General features: G+C 64.9%; 16 protein-coding genes. 6 read left to right on the top strand and 10 right to left on the bottom strand.

Annotation, left to right across the window (positions count from 1 at the left end):
* Positions 1-2: 2 nt before the first annotated feature.
* The 3 genes from purL to purS are packed head-to-tail and all read right to left on the bottom strand — an operon-like array spanning position 3 to position 3,344.
* Positions 3-2,321 (bottom strand): phosphoribosylformylglycinamidine synthase subunit PurL, encoded by a 2,319-nt coding sequence (purL, locus tag QFZ30_RS17700; protein ID WP_307078432.1) that lies wholly within the window; start codon positions 2,319-2,321, stop codon positions 3-5.
* Positions 2,318-3,091, bottom strand: a complete 774-nt coding sequence (gene purQ, locus QFZ30_RS17695; protein WP_307078430.1) for a phosphoribosylformylglycinamidine synthase subunit PurQ — start codon at positions 3,089-3,091, stop codon at positions 2,318-2,320. The genes purL and purQ overlap by 4 nt, the downstream gene beginning before the upstream one ends.
* A gap of 1 nt (position 3,092) precedes the next feature.
* Positions 3,093-3,344, bottom strand: coding sequence for a phosphoribosylformylglycinamidine synthase subunit PurS (gene purS, locus QFZ30_RS17690; protein WP_214852382.1), 252 nt, complete (start codon positions 3,342-3,344; stop codon positions 3,093-3,095).
* A gap of 260 nt (positions 3,345-3,604) precedes the next feature.
* Here purS and QFZ30_RS17685 point away from each other — a divergent pair, with 260 nt between their 5' ends.
* Both QFZ30_RS17685 and QFZ30_RS17680 read left to right on the top strand, forming a co-directional pair.
* Positions 3,605-3,790, top strand: a complete 186-nt coding sequence (locus QFZ30_RS17685) for a hypothetical protein (protein ID WP_307078428.1) — start codon at positions 3,605-3,607, stop codon at positions 3,788-3,790.
* 327 nt (positions 3,791-4,117) lie between these two features.
* Positions 4,118-7,285: a S8 family serine peptidase gene (locus QFZ30_RS17680; RefSeq protein WP_307080344.1), complete on the top strand. Its 3,168-nt coding sequence runs from the start codon at positions 4,118-4,120 to the stop codon at positions 7,283-7,285.
* A gap of 105 nt (positions 7,286-7,390) precedes the next feature.
* Here QFZ30_RS17680 and QFZ30_RS17675 read toward each other — a convergent pair whose 3' ends face one another.
* Genes QFZ30_RS17675 through QFZ30_RS17660 form a run of 4 tightly spaced genes read right to left on the bottom strand, consistent with a single transcriptional unit; the run spans position 7,391 to position 9,789 of the window.
* Positions 7,391-7,765, bottom strand: coding sequence for a serine protease inhibitor (locus QFZ30_RS17675; protein WP_307078427.1), 375 nt, complete (start codon positions 7,763-7,765; stop codon positions 7,391-7,393).
* Positions 7,762-8,730, bottom strand: coding sequence for a 3-methyladenine DNA glycosylase (locus QFZ30_RS17670; protein WP_307078425.1), 969 nt, complete (start codon positions 8,728-8,730; stop codon positions 7,762-7,764). Before QFZ30_RS17670 ends, QFZ30_RS17675 begins: the two co-directional genes overlap by 4 nt.
* The gene (locus QFZ30_RS17665) at positions 8,708-9,271 is read right to left on the bottom strand and encodes a serine protease inhibitor (protein WP_373462858.1); all 564 of its coding nucleotides are present in this window, start codon (positions 9,269-9,271) and stop codon (positions 8,708-8,710) included. The genes QFZ30_RS17670 and QFZ30_RS17665 overlap by 23 nt, the downstream gene beginning before the upstream one ends.
* Before the next feature lie 29 nt (positions 9,272-9,300).
* The gene (locus QFZ30_RS17660) at positions 9,301-9,789 is read right to left on the bottom strand and encodes a MarR family winged helix-turn-helix transcriptional regulator (protein ID WP_307078424.1); all 489 of its coding nucleotides are present in this window, start codon (positions 9,787-9,789) and stop codon (positions 9,301-9,303) included.
* Positions 9,790-9,869: 80 nt separating this feature from the next.
* Here QFZ30_RS17660 and QFZ30_RS17655 point away from each other — a divergent pair, with 80 nt between their 5' ends.
* Positions 9,870-10,112, top strand: coding sequence for a hypothetical protein (locus tag QFZ30_RS17655; protein ID WP_307078422.1), 243 nt, complete (start codon positions 9,870-9,872; stop codon positions 10,110-10,112).
* A 118-nt stretch (positions 10,113-10,230) separates the two neighbouring features.
* Positions 10,231-10,437: a hypothetical protein gene (locus QFZ30_RS17650; RefSeq protein WP_307078421.1), complete on the top strand. Its 207-nt coding sequence runs from the start codon at positions 10,231-10,233 to the stop codon at positions 10,435-10,437.
* 80 nt (positions 10,438-10,517) lie between these two features.
* Here QFZ30_RS17650 and QFZ30_RS17645 read toward each other — a convergent pair whose 3' ends face one another.
* Positions 10,518-11,876, bottom strand: a complete 1,359-nt coding sequence (locus QFZ30_RS17645; protein ID WP_307078419.1) for an aspartate kinase — start codon at positions 11,874-11,876, stop codon at positions 10,518-10,520.
* A gap of 214 nt (positions 11,877-12,090) precedes the next feature.
* On the opposite strand from QFZ30_RS17645, the gene QFZ30_RS17640 reads away from it, so the two are divergent.
* Together QFZ30_RS17640 and QFZ30_RS17635 are read left to right on the top strand one after the other, a co-directional pair.
* A complete protein-coding gene (locus QFZ30_RS17640) occupies positions 12,091-13,062 on the top strand; it encodes an ABC transporter ATP-binding protein (protein ID WP_307078417.1) in 972 nt (323 codons plus the stop codon).
* Entirely contained in the window at positions 13,059-14,195 is a 1,137-nt protein-coding gene (locus QFZ30_RS17635) for an ABC transporter permease (protein ID WP_307078415.1), read from the top strand. Before QFZ30_RS17640 ends, QFZ30_RS17635 begins: the two co-directional genes overlap by 4 nt.
* 161 nt (positions 14,196-14,356) lie before the next feature.
* On the opposite strand, the gene QFZ30_RS17630 is transcribed toward QFZ30_RS17635, so the two are convergent.
* Together QFZ30_RS17630 and recR are read right to left on the bottom strand one after the other, a co-directional pair.
* Positions 14,357-14,917, bottom strand: a complete 561-nt coding sequence (locus QFZ30_RS17630; RefSeq protein WP_307078413.1) for a GNAT family N-acetyltransferase — start codon at positions 14,915-14,917, stop codon at positions 14,357-14,359.
* Positions 14,918-14,953: 36 nt separating this feature from the next.
* A complete protein-coding gene (gene recR / locus QFZ30_RS17625) occupies positions 14,954-15,553 on the bottom strand; it encodes a recombination mediator RecR (protein ID WP_307078411.1) in 600 nt (199 codons plus the stop codon).
* Positions 15,554-15,612 lie beyond the last annotated feature (59 nt).

Raw genomic sequence — 15,612 nt, 5'->3', positions numbered from 1 at the left:
TCCTAGCCGAAGTATTTCGGCAGGGTGGCCTCATGGGCTTCGCGGAGGGCGTCAAGGGACAGGGTCTCGACGCCGTTGATCGCCAGCTGGCCGCTGGCCGCGTCCACCACACCGATCCGCAGGTGTTCGAAGCCGCGGGCGGTGCACATGTCCTTGAATCGGACCTCCTCGGACCGGGGGACGCCCACAATGGCGCGGCCCTGGGTCTCGGAGAACAGTGCCGTGAACAGGTCCACACCGTCGCGGTCCATGACGTCCTGCAGCGCGATCCGTGCGCCCACGCCATAGCGCAGCGAGGACTCCACCAGGGCTGCTGCGAGGCCGCCTTCGGAGAGGTCGTGCGCCGAATCCACCATGCCGTCCCGGGACGCGTTGATCAGGATCTCACCTAGGGCGCGCTCGGCGGCAAGGTCAACCTTTGGCGGCAGCCCACCGAGGTGACCGCGCAGGTTCGACCATTCCGAACCGTCCAGTTCGGCCGCCGTCGTGCCCAGCAGGTAGATTGCCTGGCCGTCCTCGCGCCAGCCCGACGGCGTGCGGCGGGCGACGTCGTCGAACTTGCCCAGGACCGCCACCACCGGGGAGGGGTGAATGGGCGTGGTCCCGGTCTGGTTGTACAGGGAGACGTTGCCGCCGGTGACCGGGATACCCAGCACCATGCAGGCGTCGGACAGGCCGCGGATGGCCTCGGCAAGCTGCCACATGACGTCCGGGTCCTCGGGGGAGCCGAAGTTCAGGCAGTCGCTGACGGCCATCGGCACCGCGCCGGAGGTGGCCACGTTGCGGTAGGCCTCGGCCAGGGCCAACTGCGCACCGTGGTACGGATCGAGGTAGGTGTACCGGCCGTTGGCGTCGGTGGCCAGGGCCACGCCCAAGCCGGTTTCCTCGTCAACCCGGACCACGCCGGCATCGTCCGGCATAGCCATAGCTGTGTTGCCGCCGACGTAGCGGTCGTACTGGTTGGTGATCCAGGACTTGTCGCACATGTTCGGTGAGGAGATGAGCTCGGTGACCGCAGCTGCCAGTTCAGCGGGGGCGGAAGGGCGGCCCGCATCCTGGACGGAACCGGTGAAGGCATCGGCCTGGACGGAGTCCTGCCATTCGGGGCGCGCGTACGGGCGGTCGTAGACCGGACCGTCGTGGGCCACGGTCCGCGGATCCACGTCGACGATGACCTCGCCGTCCCACGTGATGATCAGGCGACCGGTATCAGTCACCTCGCCCAGCCAGGAGTACTCCACGGCCCACTTGTCCATGACCGCTTCGAAAGCAGCAACGTTCTCCGGGGTGACCACTGCCATCATGCGTTCCTGCGACTCGGACATCAGGATTTCGCCGGGGGTCAGGGTGGGGTCCCGCAGCAGGCAAGAGGTCAGTTCAACTTCCATGCCGCCGTCGCCGTTGGAAGCGAGCTCGGACGTGGCGCAGGAGATACCTGCGGCGCCCAGGTCCTGGATGCCCTCAACCAGTGAACCCTTGAACAGCTCCAGGCAGCACTCGATCAGGACTTTTTCGGCGAACGGGTCGCCCACCTGGACGGCGGGGCGCTTTGACGGCTTGGTGTCGTCGAAGGACTCGGAGGCCAGCACGGAGGCGCCGCCGATTCCGTCGCCACCGGTGCGGGCGCCGAACAGCACCACCTTGTTGCCCTTGCCGGAGGCGTTGGCGAGGCGGATGTCCTCGTGGCGCATCACGCCGACGGCCAGCGCGTTGACCAGCGGGTTGCCCTGGTACACGGAATCGAAGACCATTTCTCCGCCGATGTTGGGCAGGCCCAGGGAGTTTCCGTAGCCGCCGATTCCGGCAACTGCGCCGTGCATGACGCGGGCGGTGTCCGGGTGGTCAATGGCGCCGAAACGCAGCGGATCCATCACGGCCACCGGGCGGGCGCCCATGGAGATGATGTCGCGGACAATACCGCCGATGCCGGTGGCGGCGCCCTGGTAGGGCTCCACGAACGACGGCGAGTTGTGGGATTCGATCTTGAACGTCACGGCCCAGCCGTCGCCCAGGTTGGTCACGCCGGCGTTTTCGCCGATGCCCACCAGCATGTCCTTCTTCATCTCGTCGGTCACCTTTTCGCCAAACTGGCGCAGGTGGTTCTTCGAGGACTTGTAGGAGCAGTGCTCGCTCCACATCACCGAATACATGGCGAGCTCGGCACCGGTGGGACGGCGGCCCAGGACCTTGACAACCTCGTCGAACTCGTTCTGCTTCAGGCCCAGTTCGGCCCAGGGGAGTTCGGTGTCCGGGGTCTTGGCAGCGTTCTCGACGGTGTCGATGTTGAACTTCTTGCCGACGGTTTCAGCTGAGGTGGTCACTTGGCGCCTCCCACAATCTTGTTCAGTACGGAGGTGAAGAAGCCCAGCCCGTCAGTATCGGACCCGCCGATGCCATCCAGCGATTCCGGACCATAGCCAACCTCCACGGCGTGCTCAGGGTGCGGCATGAGGCCCACGACGTTCCCGGCGGAGTTGGAGATGCCGGCGATGTCGCGGCGTGAGCCGTTCGGGTTGAAGCCGACGTAGCGGAATACGACACGGCCTTCGGCCTCAAGTGCGTCCAGGGTCTTCTCGTCGGCGATGTACTGGCCGTCCTGGTTCTTCAGCGGCACGGTAATTTCCTGGCCGGCCTCGTAGTCGAGCGTCCAGGCGGTGTTGCTGTTTTCCACCCGCAGCACCTGGTCGCGGCACATGAACTTCAGGTGGTCGTTCTTGATCATGGAGCCGGGGAGCAGGTGCGATTCGGTCAGGATCTGGAAGCCATTGCAGATGCCCAGCACGGGCAGCTTGGCGTCGGAGTTCGCGGCATCGATGATCTTGGCCATGAGCGGGGCGAAACGGGCAATGGCGCCGGCGCGGAGGTAGTCACCGTAGGAGAAGCCGCCGGGAATCACGACGGCGTCCACGTCGCCCAAGGCTGTGTCGGCGTGCCATAGCTCCACGGGGGTGGCGCCGGCGAGCCGGACTGCGCGGGCGGCGTCGCGGTCGTCAAGGGTGCCGGGGAAGGTGACGACGCCGATCCGGGCGCCGGCTAAGCGCGGCTCCGCGGCGACGGCGATGGCCTCGCCAATCAAAGGAAGTTCAGTCATCTCAGGCCTCGACGACCTCGACGTTGACGACGTCTTCGATCACGGGGTTGGACAGCAGGGTCTCTGCGGCTTCGCGGGCCTGGGCCAGGATATCCTCGGTCACCTCGCCGTCGACGGTCAGTTCAAAGCGCTTGCCCTGGCGGACAGAGCTAAAGCTGGTGAAGCCCAGACGAGGGAGTGCACCCACGATGGCCTTCCCCTGCGGGTCCAGAATCTCGGGCTTGGGCATGACGTCAACAACGATCCGGGGCATCCGGCAACTCCTGTGCGTGAGCATTGGGTAAGGGCGCAGCGGAGTGGTGCCGTCTCACGCCGTTCCGAAGTGATTGGGGACATGCCTTTTAAACTTTGTGGACGGGCGCTCCGCGAGCTTGCTAGCCCATTCTACCGGCCGGAGCGCCCCACCCTGTATTCGGCGGGGCAGGCCGCGGTCATGGAGATCGGAGCCGGCTTGAACGCCCGGAAACGGCGGCGGCTCTGGCCCTGTGCACGCAGCGTCACTAGGATTGCTAGATGGCTGATAATTCGAAATCCGTGCTGTTGCAAGTTGTTGCCGTGGCCGTTTTCGCCGGGCTGGGCCGGATGGTGCTGCAGAAGATTAAGGCGGACCGTGCCGCCAGGGAAAACCGGGTAGCGGGCCCTGTGGATGAAAAGACCCGGCAGTGGATCAGCGAGGTTGTCCGGACACCGCGCGAGTAGGTTCCACCCATCGCAACACTAACCTCGAGGCTGGCGTTCCCTGGGCGGACGCCCCCCGTTTCTTGCGTCCCGTCATCGCGTCGGTTGGGCAGGCGCGAAGGATCGGACCATTGCTTACAGCGAGCGATGTGACAGAAAAGATCATGAGCATTCTGCTCTATGTCATATTAATCTATCAGTCTGTACTGTTTGAATCGGCTGGTCTCGCCGTATTACAAGACCTGTAATACCGCAAGCCGCTTTCCAGCCGTTTCAGGCCGGCAACGTGGCCGGGCCCGTACCTCATGAAAGGTGTAGTCGCTCGTGAAATCAACTGGAAAGAGCCCCATGCGGGGCCGGGGGTTCCGCAAAGCGACGGCGTTGGCCGTGGGTTTGCCGCTCCTCCTTACCTCGCTGGCGCTGAGCCCCGCTACCGCGGAGCCCGCCGGGCCAAATACGGCTACAGCAGCAAAGAACGTCAATCCGTACGACTACCAGGCCGGCCGTTACATTGTGGTCCTGGCCGAAAAGCCTGCGGCCACATACGACGGCGGCACTCCAGGCCTCGCGGCTACCAAGCCCGGGAGCGGCCGCAAGCTGGACGGTGAACGCCCCGAGGTCCAGAAATACCAGGCCCACCTTGAGAAGAAGCAGAACGACGTTGCCAGCGCCGGGAGCATCCAGATCAAGCGCAAGTTCACTGCAGCCATCAACGGATTCTCAGCCGATCTCACCGCCGCACAGGCCGTGAAGCTCGCCAAGGACCCGGCCGTCCTGGTGGTTGCCCCGGACACGGAGAATGCCCCGGACTACTCCACCACGGACTTCCTCAAGCTCAGCGGGCCCAACGGCAGCTGGAATACGACGTTCGGCGGCCAGGAGAACGCCGGCAAGGGCGTTGTTGTCGGCGTTATCGACTCCGGGTACACCCCGTCCAACCCGTTCTTCGCCGGTGATGAAGTCCGGCCCCTCGCCGGCCCAGCCCAGGTGGGGGTGCCCTACCGCGCCGCGGACGGGAAGATCGCCATGCTGAAGTCCGACGGCGATACGTTCGTTGGCGACTGCCAGAAGGGCCAAGACACCGGGGCTGCCTTCGATGGGAGTGCCTGCAACTCCAAGGTGCTGAGTGCCCGCTACTTCGCCGATGATTTCATCAGGGACGTGGCGCCGGAGAACCGCGCAGCCGAGGAGCTCATCTCGCCCGTTGATGTGGGCGGCCACGGCACCCATACCGCCAGCACCGCGGCGGGCAAAGCGAATGTCAGGGCCAACCTTGGCGCAACCGACATGGGCGTCACCAGCGGGGTGGCCCCGGCGGCAAAGCTTTCCGTCTACAAGGTGTGCTGGGAAGACAAGAACCCGGCCTCGGGCGGTTGCTACAGCTCTGCATCCGTGGCGGCAATCAACCAGGCCATCCTTGACGGCGTGGACGTACTGAACTATTCCATCTCCGGCACACCTTCCACCACCACCGATCCGGTGGCGCTGGCGTTCCTTTCGGCAGCGTCGGCAGGTGTTTTTGTCGCCGCGTCGGCAGGCAACTTAGGTCCCACCGCCAGTACCGTCAACCACGGCGCACCGTGGTTGACCACCGTGGCCGCCAGTTCCTTCTCAACGGAGCTGCAGGGAACCGTGGAATTCGAGGACGGCAGCAAGTTCCGTGGCGCCAGCCTCATGGCCAATCCCGTTCCCGCCAGCAACGTTGTCCTGGCGGCAAATGCGGCCGCGGCCGGTGCGGCCAACCCGGAGCTCTGCGCTCCGAACGCGCTGGACTCCGCCAAGGTGACCGGCAGAATCGTGGTCTGCGACCGCGGTGTTGTTGACCGGGTTGCCAAGAGTGCCGAGGTCCAGAGGGCGGGTGGCATCGGCATGATCCTGGTCAACCTGGAGACGTCTTCTGAGGACCTTGATCAGCATTCCGTCCCCACAGTGCATGTGAATCCGCCGGCGACGCAGCAGATCAAGGACAAGATCACGGCGAATCCAGACATCAAGGCTGCGTTGGTCAACAAGGACACCACCGGGCTGCCGGCTGCACCACAGCCGCAGATTGCGGGGTTTTCTTCCCGCGGACCTCTCCTCGCCACTGGCTCGGACCTGCTGAAGCCTGATGTTGCCGCGCCTGGCGTAGCTGTGCTGGCAGGCGTGTCGCCCATCAGTTCGGGCGGTGACCAGTTCGGCATCATGTCCGGAACGTCCATGGCCGCGCCGCATGTCGCGGGCTTTGGTGCCCTGCTGCTCGGCAAGAACCCCGTCTGGTCCCCGGCCACCGTCAAGTCAGCCATGATGACCACTGCCACTGACGTTAAGAAGGCGGACGGAAGCCGGAACGGAGATGTATTCGCCACCGGCGCCGGCCAGGTGGACGTTGCCAGGGCGGTGAATCCCGGCCTGGCCTACGACAACACCGAGGAAGATTACCTGAAGTTCATCCAGGGGACTGGCCTGGACCTTGGTATTCCGGATCTCGGAACCACCGCGCCGCGCGACATGAACCTTGCCTCATTTGCGCTGGGCGCGCTTACGGGCACGATCGAGGTCACGCGAACCGTCACGGCCCTGACACCCGGGGTCTACCGCGCCCAGGCCAAGGTTCCCGGCGTCAAGGTGACGGTCACGCCGTCGGTCCTTGACTTCAGCGCCGCGGGTGAAAAGCGTACTTTCAAGGTCAGATTCGAAAACGCCAGTGCGGCGCTGGGACAGTTCGCCATGGGCAGCCTGGTCTGGGAGGGTGCCGGGAAGAAGGTGGCATCGCCCATCGCCGTCCGTCCGCAGTCCGTGGTGGCCCCGGCGAACGTGGCATTCACCTCGGACGTCGGATCGGGTCAGGGTGGCATTCCGGTGGTCTCCGGCACGAACGTGCCGGTCCGCATCACACTGGACGGGCTGTCAAAGGCTGATTCCTCAGCCATTGAACTGGTGCCAGGGCCTTTGGCCCTTGAAACGGACGCCTCGAACTACGCCAAGGAAGTAACCGTTCCGGCAGGATCTCCGTTGGCCAAATTCTCCGTCTTGTCCGCAGACGAGGCGGCAGACTTCGACATGGTGGTCTTCACGCCGGCAGGCCAGGTGCTGCTGGCACAAACGGCTTCCGCCAGCGAGTCCATTTCCGTGCCGAACCCTGCGCCGGGTGTGTACGCCATCGTCGTGAATCTGTACGCGAGTCCCAACGACCAGCCCACCAAGGCATCGGTGGACGCCGCAGTGCTGGGGGCGAATGTTGGAAATGCCACGGTGACCCCGAACCCGCTGCGGCTTGGAAACGGCCAGTCGGGGGTCGTGACGCTGAACTGGAAGGATCTCGCTGAAGGTTCATACATTGGCCGGGTGACCTTCGCCGGCTCGAGCACGCCTACGTTCGTCTCGGTGGTAGTTGCCCCGGGGGGCGGTGTTGTGGTTCCCGCGGATGAACAGGCTGCCGGCCCGTCAGACACCGGCAAGAAGGACCAGGTCACCAGGGAGAAGAAAAAGCAGGAGCTCCCCGGGTCGTCAGGGAACATGAACATGGATCTCTAAACGTACCCAGGAGTAAGCACAGCGCCGCCGGATCCGGGAGGAGCCGGTGGCGCTGTGATTAATCCTACTGAGTCCCGATCCTGCTGACTCCGCGCAGCGGAAGCCCTAAGTGTCGCCCCGGGAACCAGGAGTTCCTCCCAGCAGCGCTGCCATGGCATTCCACCGTGCGATCTCGCAGCCATCCGTGCGCCGGAATGCCGTATTGACGTTCCGGCCGTGAAAAGCCCCGGTCACCACGGCGACCTGCGGGCCACCGTACTGCTGGGTGCACAGCCTGGGCGGACCAGGCTTTGGAAAGAAGATATCCTCGCCGGACCGCTCAAGGGCTGCCAGCGCAGCCTCTGGATCCGGCAGGCTGGAGGCAACTCCGGGCCTGTCGTCCACGGCCACCAACCGGAAGACGTGTTCGGCGCCACCGGGCTCTTCCGTCAGCCTGATAGTCAGGTCAACCTGGGCTAATTCGTCGCTGCGCCCTGTCATGCGGGCCCGCCCGAAGCCCTTAGTCCCGCTCCCGGAGGTGCCACCGCGGGTGTGAGCGGCGTCAGCGCCTGTGCCAAACGCCCGCGGAGCGCAGCTGCTTCGATTGCGAAGACCCGCTGGTGTTCAACGTAGGCCGCTTTCCCCTCGGAGGTTTCGATCCGGATGGCCGGGTATCCCCACTCCGCCAGGTCGTAGGGGGAGGCCTGCATGTCCATGGCCCGGATCCGCCAGGAGAGCTCGAAGCAGTCCATGACCAGCTCACTGGGAAGTGCAGGCAGCAGCTTGTACGCCCACTTGTAAAGGTCCATGTTCGCGTGCAGGCACCCCGGTTGTTCCATGTCGCCCTGGTTGTCCCGGCTGGGCGTCAGCTCATTGAGGGGCACAGCGTCCGGCGTGTAGAAGCGGAAGGCGTCAAAGTGCGAGCACCGGATCCGGTTGTCCTCCACCACCTTGTCCGTGCCGGCGGATCCCAGCCTCAGGCTCAGGTACTCGTGGCGCCGGTCGAACTTGTCCTGGCGGTAGACCATGGCCCACTCGTGCAGTCCGAAGCAGCCGAACTGGGCGGGCCGGGCTGCCGTTCCGCGGAGAATGATCCCGGCGAAGGCGACAGCCTGGTGCCTGTCCTCCAGGAAGGCGCGGCGGTCAAAGGTGACCGCCCTGCTCCCGGCCGGCAGTCCTACGGCGGCGAGTTCGCCGTCGTCGAGCATTCTGTAGTGCTTCCAAGCGCTGCGGGCAACAGCGGACGCACCCGCCAGGACGACGCCGGCGCCCGGGTGCCAGCGCAGCAGCTGGCCGGGCTTTTGGGTGTAGTACGTGAAAAGGAAGTCCTCAACGGGGTGCTTCCTGCCGGCCGAGCGGCGGGCAAGGTAGGGATCGGAATAGCGGCGGACGCGTTGCTGATGCGCTGCTTCGCGCTCTTTCCAGTCGCTGGCCGCCAGCAGGCTAAGCTGCTCCACCGCTGGCACCAAGGATGTCCTGGGCTGCGTTCCAGGCGCTGATCTCGCAGCCGTTCGTGCGGGCGAAGGTGGCATCCACGGGAGTTTCGTCCACGATTCCGGTGACGGTGGCCTTTTGCGGTCCGCCATATTGTTCGGTGCAGGCCTGGGCCGTGCCCTTGGTGGACGGGCTCAACAGCGCGGCGTTGTTCTTGAGGGCGGTGCAGGCCGCTTCCGCGGTAGGGTGCTTGCTTTCGGCTGCCGGGACGCCGTTCTGGCAGACCAGCGTGTAGTTCTCTGTGGTCTCAGTTTCGGATGGCGTGACCATGATGGCCAGCTCGGCGTTGCCGGCTCCCGGTCCAGCTGACGGTGCGGGGGGTGATGACGGCGCAGGGGCCGGGGCGGACGTTTCGGTGTCCGGGGCAGGAGTGTCGGACGCACTCGGTGTGCCGGGCGAGCTTGCAGCAGGGGTGCTGGGTGAAGGACCGTTGGTGTCCGGGCCTGCGGTACATGACGACATCAGTGCCGCCGCCACCAGCAGCGCCATCATCTGGAACAGCAATTTACGCACGCGCCCTGGCCTCCTTGATTGCTGCCATTCTACCGCTGCACTTCCTGTTTCCGGCCTGCGTCTCCGGCGGTGGAAGCGATAAGGGCCATCATGGAGGCATGGAGCTCGGCGACCTGTTCGCGGGTGAGGCCCAGCCGCTCCATCATGGTGCCCGGGACGGCGAGTGCCTGCTGCCGCAGCGCGACGCCAGAGGCGGTCAGGTCCACGGCAAGGGCGCGCTCGTTTCCGTCCATCCGGTGCCGGGTGATGAGACCTGCGCCTTCAAGCCGCCGGAGCAGTGGGGAGATGGTCGCCGGCTCCTGGGCCAGGGCCTCACTGATGTTGCGCACGGTGCGGGGGCTGGACTCCCAGAGGGAGAGCATCACCAGATACTGAGGATGGGTCAGTCCAAGCCTCTCCAGGACGGGCTTGTATGCGCCCACCACGCTGCGCGATGCAACAGTGAGGGCGAAGCAGAGCTGGTGCTCCAGCAGCAGGTCGTTGTCCTGCTCCGGCGTCGCCTCGGACCTGGTCGTCATCAGGGGCCTCCAATAGTTAGTGCACTAATTATTAGCGTACACTTGTCTCAGGAATTCGTTCTCTCGAAGGAGTCAATTCAATGGGCAAGGGCAACCCGGCCGGTAAGGGCAACGCCTCTCAGCGGTTCATGCGGGCAACAGGCAGGCTCAGGGCCATTTTCGGCCCGGCCAACCGCAGTTCCCTGGTGCACGACATGACCGAGGAGAACCGGAAACTGCTTGCGCAGCGCGAAGCTGAGAGTCAGCAGTGGGAAACCCTGCACCGCCCGGACGGCAGCACCTATGTGGTGCCCAGGAATCCGGACGACCAGTCCCTCCGCTGAACGCCGGCTGCTGCGTCCATCGGGGGGCCTTTTTTGTCCCTCCAGGCGTAAAATAAGGGCACTGGCCCCCTATAGGGACAGTGCACTTTAGCCCGGACGTGGGAAGGGGGTGGAGATTATGGCACATGCACTCACCCGCTTTATGAAGGCGACTGACCGGCTCCGTTTTGTCTTTGGCCCGGCAACACGCCTGGATACGGACGTGCCGGTAGTACACAAGCACGATGAGTTTGAGCAGGCCTCCGATGAGGATCTTGCCCGCTTCGAAGTGGAGACCGATTCCGAGGGCCACCACTACGCAGTCCGCCGCGAAGACCTCAAGTAAGGCACGCACCGGAGATTATGGCAAGAAAGCCGCCCCGCACAATGTGTGGGGCGGCTTTTGTCATGCCTATGGCTGCATTTTTAGCGCCCGCTGCCGCCGTACACCGTGGCTTCGCTCTCGCTGTCCAGTCCGAAAGCCTTGTGGATGGCGCGGACGGCGTCGTCGAGCAGGTCGGCGTGGGTAACCACGGAGATGCGGATCTCCGAGGTGGAGATCATGTTGATGTTGATCCCTGCGGCAGACAGGGCAGCGAAGAAGCGCGCGGAAACACCCGGGTGGGACCGCATGCCTGCGCCAATGAGGGACAGCTTGCCGATCTGCTCGTTGTACTCGATATTCTCGAAGCCGATTTCCGGCTGCGCCGTCTTCAGCGCCTTCAGCGCGTCAGCACCCTCAACGATGGGCAGCGTGAAGGAGATATCCGTCCGGCCGGTGCCGTGGGTGGAGACGTTCTGGACGATCATGTCGATGTTCGAGTGTGCGTCGGCTATGACCTGGAAGATCGCGGCGGCCTTGCCGGGAATGTCCGGCACGCCTACTACGGTGACCTTGGCTTCGGAACGGTCGTGTGCAACGCCGGAGATGATTGGCTGCTCCAAGGCAACTCCCTCTTGTGTGGTGATCTTGTCTTCGGCGCTGGGGATGACCCACGTGCCTTCATGCTGGCTGAATGAGGACCGGACGTGCAGCGGCACGCCGAACCTGCGCGCGTACTCAACGCAGCGCAGGTGAAGGATCTTGGCACCCGAGGCGGCCAGTTCAAGCATTTCCTCGCTGGAGATGGTGTCGATCTTCTGGGCGGAAGGCACCACGCGGGGGTCCGCGGTGTAGATGCCGTCAACATCGGTATAGATCTCGCAGACGTCCGCGTCCAGCGCCGCGGCCAGGGCAACGGCGGTGGTGTCCGAGCCGCCGCGGCCCAGTGTGGTGATCTCATTGGTGGTGCGGCTCATGCCCTGGAAGCCAGCCACAATCGCGATGTGGCCCTTGTCCAGTGATGTCCGGATGCGGTGTGGATCGACGTCGATGATCCGGGCCTTGCCATGGATGCCGTCCGTGATCATGCCGGCCTGGGATCCGGTGAAGGATTGGGCCGAGGCGCCGAATTTGTTGATGGCCATGGCCAGCAGGGCCATCGAGATGCGCTCGCCGGCGGATAGGAGCATGTCCATCTCGCGGGCTGGCGCGGAGTCCGTCACCTGGGCGGCCAGGTCCAGCAGTTCGTCAGTGGTGTCGCCCATGGCCGAGACCACCACAACAACCTCGTTGCCGGCCTGCTGGGCGTCCACCACGCGCTTGGCCACCCGTTTGATACCCTCGGCGTCCGCCACGGACGAGCCACCAAACTTCTGCACAATAAGCTGTTTGGTCACGGCAGTGCCGACGGGCTGCTCCTGCGGCCGCGTTGCGGTGTGCACTTCGGTAGTGGGCGTACTCATGCGCGTACCTTCGCTGGATCAATCGGAGTTGTGGACGCCAGGCAGCCTTACGGCGCGACGGCGTGACTTGTCTGCCCAGTTTATCGCCGCCGTCCGTCCGGCGTTGAATTGTGACCGAATTTCAGCCCTGCGGTGGACTCCGCTCGCAGCAGTGCAGGCGTACGATCGTATAGTCAGTATGCATGCAAAGACTTGGGGGACAGGTGCGCAGAAGATGGCAGTAAATCATGACGTAACGGGCGGTCCGGCCCAGCCGGAAAGCCAAAATCCAGGCGGCATTACGGCCAGCGGGGTCAGCAGGAGCTTCGGGCCGGTACACGCCGTCGAGTTCATGGACTTCCACGCTCCAGCAGGCAAAGTGACCGCGCTGATCGGCCCCAACGGGGCCGGCAAGACCACCCTGCTGCTGATGCTGGCGTCGCTCCTGGCGCCGGATTCGGGCACCATCAGCGTCGGCGGGCTCGATCCCCAGCACCACCGGGCGGAGGTTCGCAGCAGGATCGGTTGGATGCCGGACACTCTTGGCGTCTGGGACTCCCTGACCGCACGCGAGATACTGACGCAGATTGCACGCTTTTACCGGCTTCCGGTTGCCGGAATCGCGCCGCGGGTTTCGGCAATGCTTGACCAGGTGCGCCTCAGTGACCTGGCGGACCAGCCAGCCCGCGTGCTGTCCCGCGGCCAGCAGCAGCGGCTCAGCCTCGCGCGCGCCCTGATCCATGATCCGTCGGTCTTGCTCCTTGACGAGCCCGCCTCAGGACTGGACCCTGGGTCCCGGGTGGAGTTGCGGATCATGCTGCGGGAGCTTGCGGAGGCGGGCAAAGCCATCGTGGTCTCCTCGCACGTCCTTAGCGAACTGGACGAGATTGCCGACGGCGCGGTGTTCGTCAACCGGGGCCGCACCGTCAGGCAGCAGACCATGGACGAGGCTGCAGCCTCCGGGAGGCGCTACTCCATCTCGGCCTCGGACGGCACCGTGTTGGCCGCCAAGCTCTCCGAGCTGGGCCTGGCTTTCCGGATCGAGGACGGCCGCCGGCCGGCCGTCAGCCTGATGCTGCTTAACGACGACGACGCGGCCCGCCTCCTGCGGGACCTGGTGTTGGCCGGCGTCGGGGTCAGCTCCTTCGCCCCGGCTTCGGGTGCCCTGGAAGAGACATACATGAACCTTGAGGGGGAGCGGAGATGAGCCAGCTGACCGAGACCCAGCAGCACTCCCGTGGCGCAGGTCCGGCCGCCGGCTACCTTGCCGGGATCAGGGACGTGGTGGTCCTGGAACTGAAACAGCGGCTGCGGTCACGCGGCTGGTACATCATGCTGGCGATCTGGTTCATCCTGACAGGCCTGGTGACCTGGCTCACCTGGGCCAGCTGGAACGCCAGCCAGGCCGCCCAGCGGGCCTATTCGGGTTACGTGCCGCCGGAAGCCTCGGGCCCTGGGTCCATAATCTTCGAAGTGGTTTTGGCCTTTGTCCTGCTGTTCGCCTTGTTGGTGGCACCCGCACTGTCTGCGAACGCCGTCAACGGTGACCGCGCCGGCGGCACCTTGGCAATCCTGCAGGTGACGCTGCTCCAACCCGGCCAGATTCTCTGGGGCAAATTCTTCGCAGCGTGGCTCGCGGCGCTGGCGTTCCTGGTTGCGAGCACACCTTTCCTGGTCATCGGAGTGGCACTCGGCGGCATGACGCTGGGCCATGTTTTGGTGGCGCTGCTGATGCTGGCAGTGGAGGTCGGCATTGTCTGCGCCGTGGGCGTCGGAATCTCCGCGCTGGCCGGGCGTCCACTATTTTCCATAGTGGTTACGTACCTGGCGGTGGCCGGGCTGGTGTTCGGCACGCTGATTTCCTTCGGGCTGGGCACTGGACTCACCCAGGGCAGTGTTATGGCAAACCAGGCGCAGTACCGGAACTATTCAGAGCTGACGCAGCCGGGCCCGAATGAACCGGAATACACCTGCTCGGGGCCGCTCCGCGAGCAGCCCACCATGCGCACCGAACGCGTGGCCTGGCTGTTGGCCATGAACCCATTCGTGGTGGTGGCCGATGCTATTCCGTATCCCGTCCGCACCGACCCGCTCGGCTTCTCCTCGGTGGGAGCCATCGAAAGCATCAGTCAGGGAGCCCGCCACGCCATGGCGGGGCCGGACGGCACCTATCCCTGTGCCAACGGGGAGACCAAGCCGCGGTACCTGTCGCAGGCCACACCGCTGTGGCCGTCGGGTCTGGGCTTGCAGCTGCTGCTTGCCGGGCTGCTGATGTGGCTTGGCTGGCGTTCGCTCCGCACCCCCGCTCACAGGCTGCCGCGAGGCACCCGGATCGCCTAGCGGCCCCTTGATGCAGGCTCCTCTGGACACGCCCGCCCTGGTGGATCACCACTGCAGGAGCAGGCGCATCCGGCCTTGATCGCCGGGCCGGGCCCCTCCGTCGGGGCCCGGCCCCGGCTCAGGTCAGAGGGATGACGCTGGCGGGCTGTCCAGCCTGAACCTCAGCGAGGGAAGACCCCTGCCGAATTGTCCAGTTCGGAGGGGACGTAGCGGTCCTGCGTGAAACCCAGACTCTTGAGTAGGTTCATGGACGCGAGGTTGGGTTCATAGACCCCCGCGAAGACTGTGCTGATGCCGCGCTCCCCGAAGAGCCAGTCCACCAGCGCCCCGGCGGCTTCGCGGCCAAAGCCACAGCCGTGATGATCGGGATGAAGAACGTAGCCCAGCGAAGCCTGGTGGACCGGGAGGTTGCCCGGGGCCATCACGCCGGAGATTGGAGAAGCCGAACTGTTCCAGGTCCGCCCGTCGCCGATGATTTCTCCTGATTCCTGCAGAATGATGGCCCATCCGTAATTGAACCATTCGCTGGTGGAGGCCTCAGCCTGGGCAAGGCGTTCCTCCAGCCGCCGACCGTTCTCCTCGACCGTCAGGGCCGGGTGGGAAAGGAAACGGGTAGCCTCTTTGTCCCCGCGGAAGCGGTGAAGCGCAGCGGCATCGGACCCTGTAAGCAGGCGGAGCGTGAGGCGATCGGTGGAAATCGGTGCAATGTTTGCCGCGCTCATGGTGTTCCCTGCTTCAGGTCGAGGTCGAGGTCGAGGTCAGGTCAGGGCGTTGCGGCGGCCTTCGAAGGCCCGGCCCAGGGTGACTTCGTCCGCGTATTCCAGGTCCCCGCCGACTGGCAGGCCGGACGCGAGGCGGGTAACCACGATGCCGATCGACTTCAGCATGCGGGCCAGGTACGTTGCTGTAGCCTCGCCCTCGAGGTTGGGGTCGGTGGCGATGATGACCTCCTGGATGGCGCCGTCGTTGAGCCGTGTGAGGAGCTCACGGATCCGCAACTGCTCGGGGCCAACACCGGCGATGGGATTAATGGCTCCGCCCAGCACGTGGTAGCGGCCGCGGAATGACCGCGTGCGCTCCACGGCGAGAACGTCTTTGGACTCCTCCACCACGCAGATGATGGAAGGATCGCGCCTGGGGTCCCGGCAGATGTTGCAAAGTTCCTGCTCGGTGACATTGCCGCAGACGGTGCAGAACTTCACCTTCTCCTTCACTGTGGTGATTGCGTCCGCCAGGCGTTTCATGTCCTGCGGGTCGGCCTCGAGGATGTGGAACGCCAGGCGTTGCGCGGATTTTGGGCCCACGCCGGGAAGGCGTCCGAGCTCGTCAATCAGCTCCTGGACCGCTCCTTCGTACACGTTTCCCTCTTTAGCTTGGCTTGGATGATGGGTGAATCAATGGCGAACAGTCCTGGCGC

This window comes from Arthrobacter pascens (genome assembly GCF_030815585.1).
Classification (GTDB): domain Bacteria; phylum Actinomycetota; class Actinomycetes; order Actinomycetales; family Micrococcaceae; genus Arthrobacter; species Arthrobacter pascens_A.
The sequence above is the reverse complement of the archived record's forward strand: the minus strand, read 5'-3'. Positions and strand labels throughout refer to the sequence as shown.

Coding starts and splice junctions, on each gene's coding strand:
- purQ (WP_307078430.1), bottom strand. CDS start 3,091: ATGACTGAACTTCCTTTGATTGGCGAGGCCATCGCCGTCGCCGCGGAG.
- purS (WP_214852382.1), bottom strand. CDS start 3,344: ATGCCCCGGATCGTTGTTGACGTCATGCCCAAGCCCGAGATTCTGGAC.
- QFZ30_RS17685 (WP_307078428.1), top strand. CDS start 3,605: ATGGCTGATAATTCGAAATCCGTGCTGTTGCAAGTTGTTGCCGTGGCC.
- QFZ30_RS17680 (WP_307080344.1), top strand. CDS start 4,118: ATGCGGGGCCGGGGGTTCCGCAAAGCGACGGCGTTGGCCGTGGGTTTG.
- QFZ30_RS17675 (WP_307078427.1), bottom strand. CDS start 7,765: ATGACAGGGCGCAGCGACGAATTAGCCCAGGTTGACCTGACTATCAGG.
- QFZ30_RS17660 (WP_307078424.1), bottom strand. CDS start 9,789: ATGACGACCAGGTCCGAGGCGACGCCGGAGCAGGACAACGACCTGCTG.
- QFZ30_RS17655 (WP_307078422.1), top strand. CDS start 9,870: ATGGGCAAGGGCAACCCGGCCGGTAAGGGCAACGCCTCTCAGCGGTTC.
- QFZ30_RS17650 (WP_307078421.1), top strand. CDS start 10,231: ATGGCACATGCACTCACCCGCTTTATGAAGGCGACTGACCGGCTCCGT.
- QFZ30_RS17645 (WP_307078419.1), bottom strand. CDS start 11,876: ATGAGTACGCCCACTACCGAAGTGCACACCGCAACGCGGCCGCAGGAG.
- QFZ30_RS17640 (WP_307078417.1), top strand. CDS start 12,091: ATGGCAGTAAATCATGACGTAACGGGCGGTCCGGCCCAGCCGGAAAGC.
- QFZ30_RS17635 (WP_307078415.1), top strand. CDS start 13,059: ATGAGCCAGCTGACCGAGACCCAGCAGCACTCCCGTGGCGCAGGTCCG.
- QFZ30_RS17630 (WP_307078413.1), bottom strand. CDS start 14,917: ATGAGCGCGGCAAACATTGCACCGATTTCCACCGATCGCCTCACGCTC.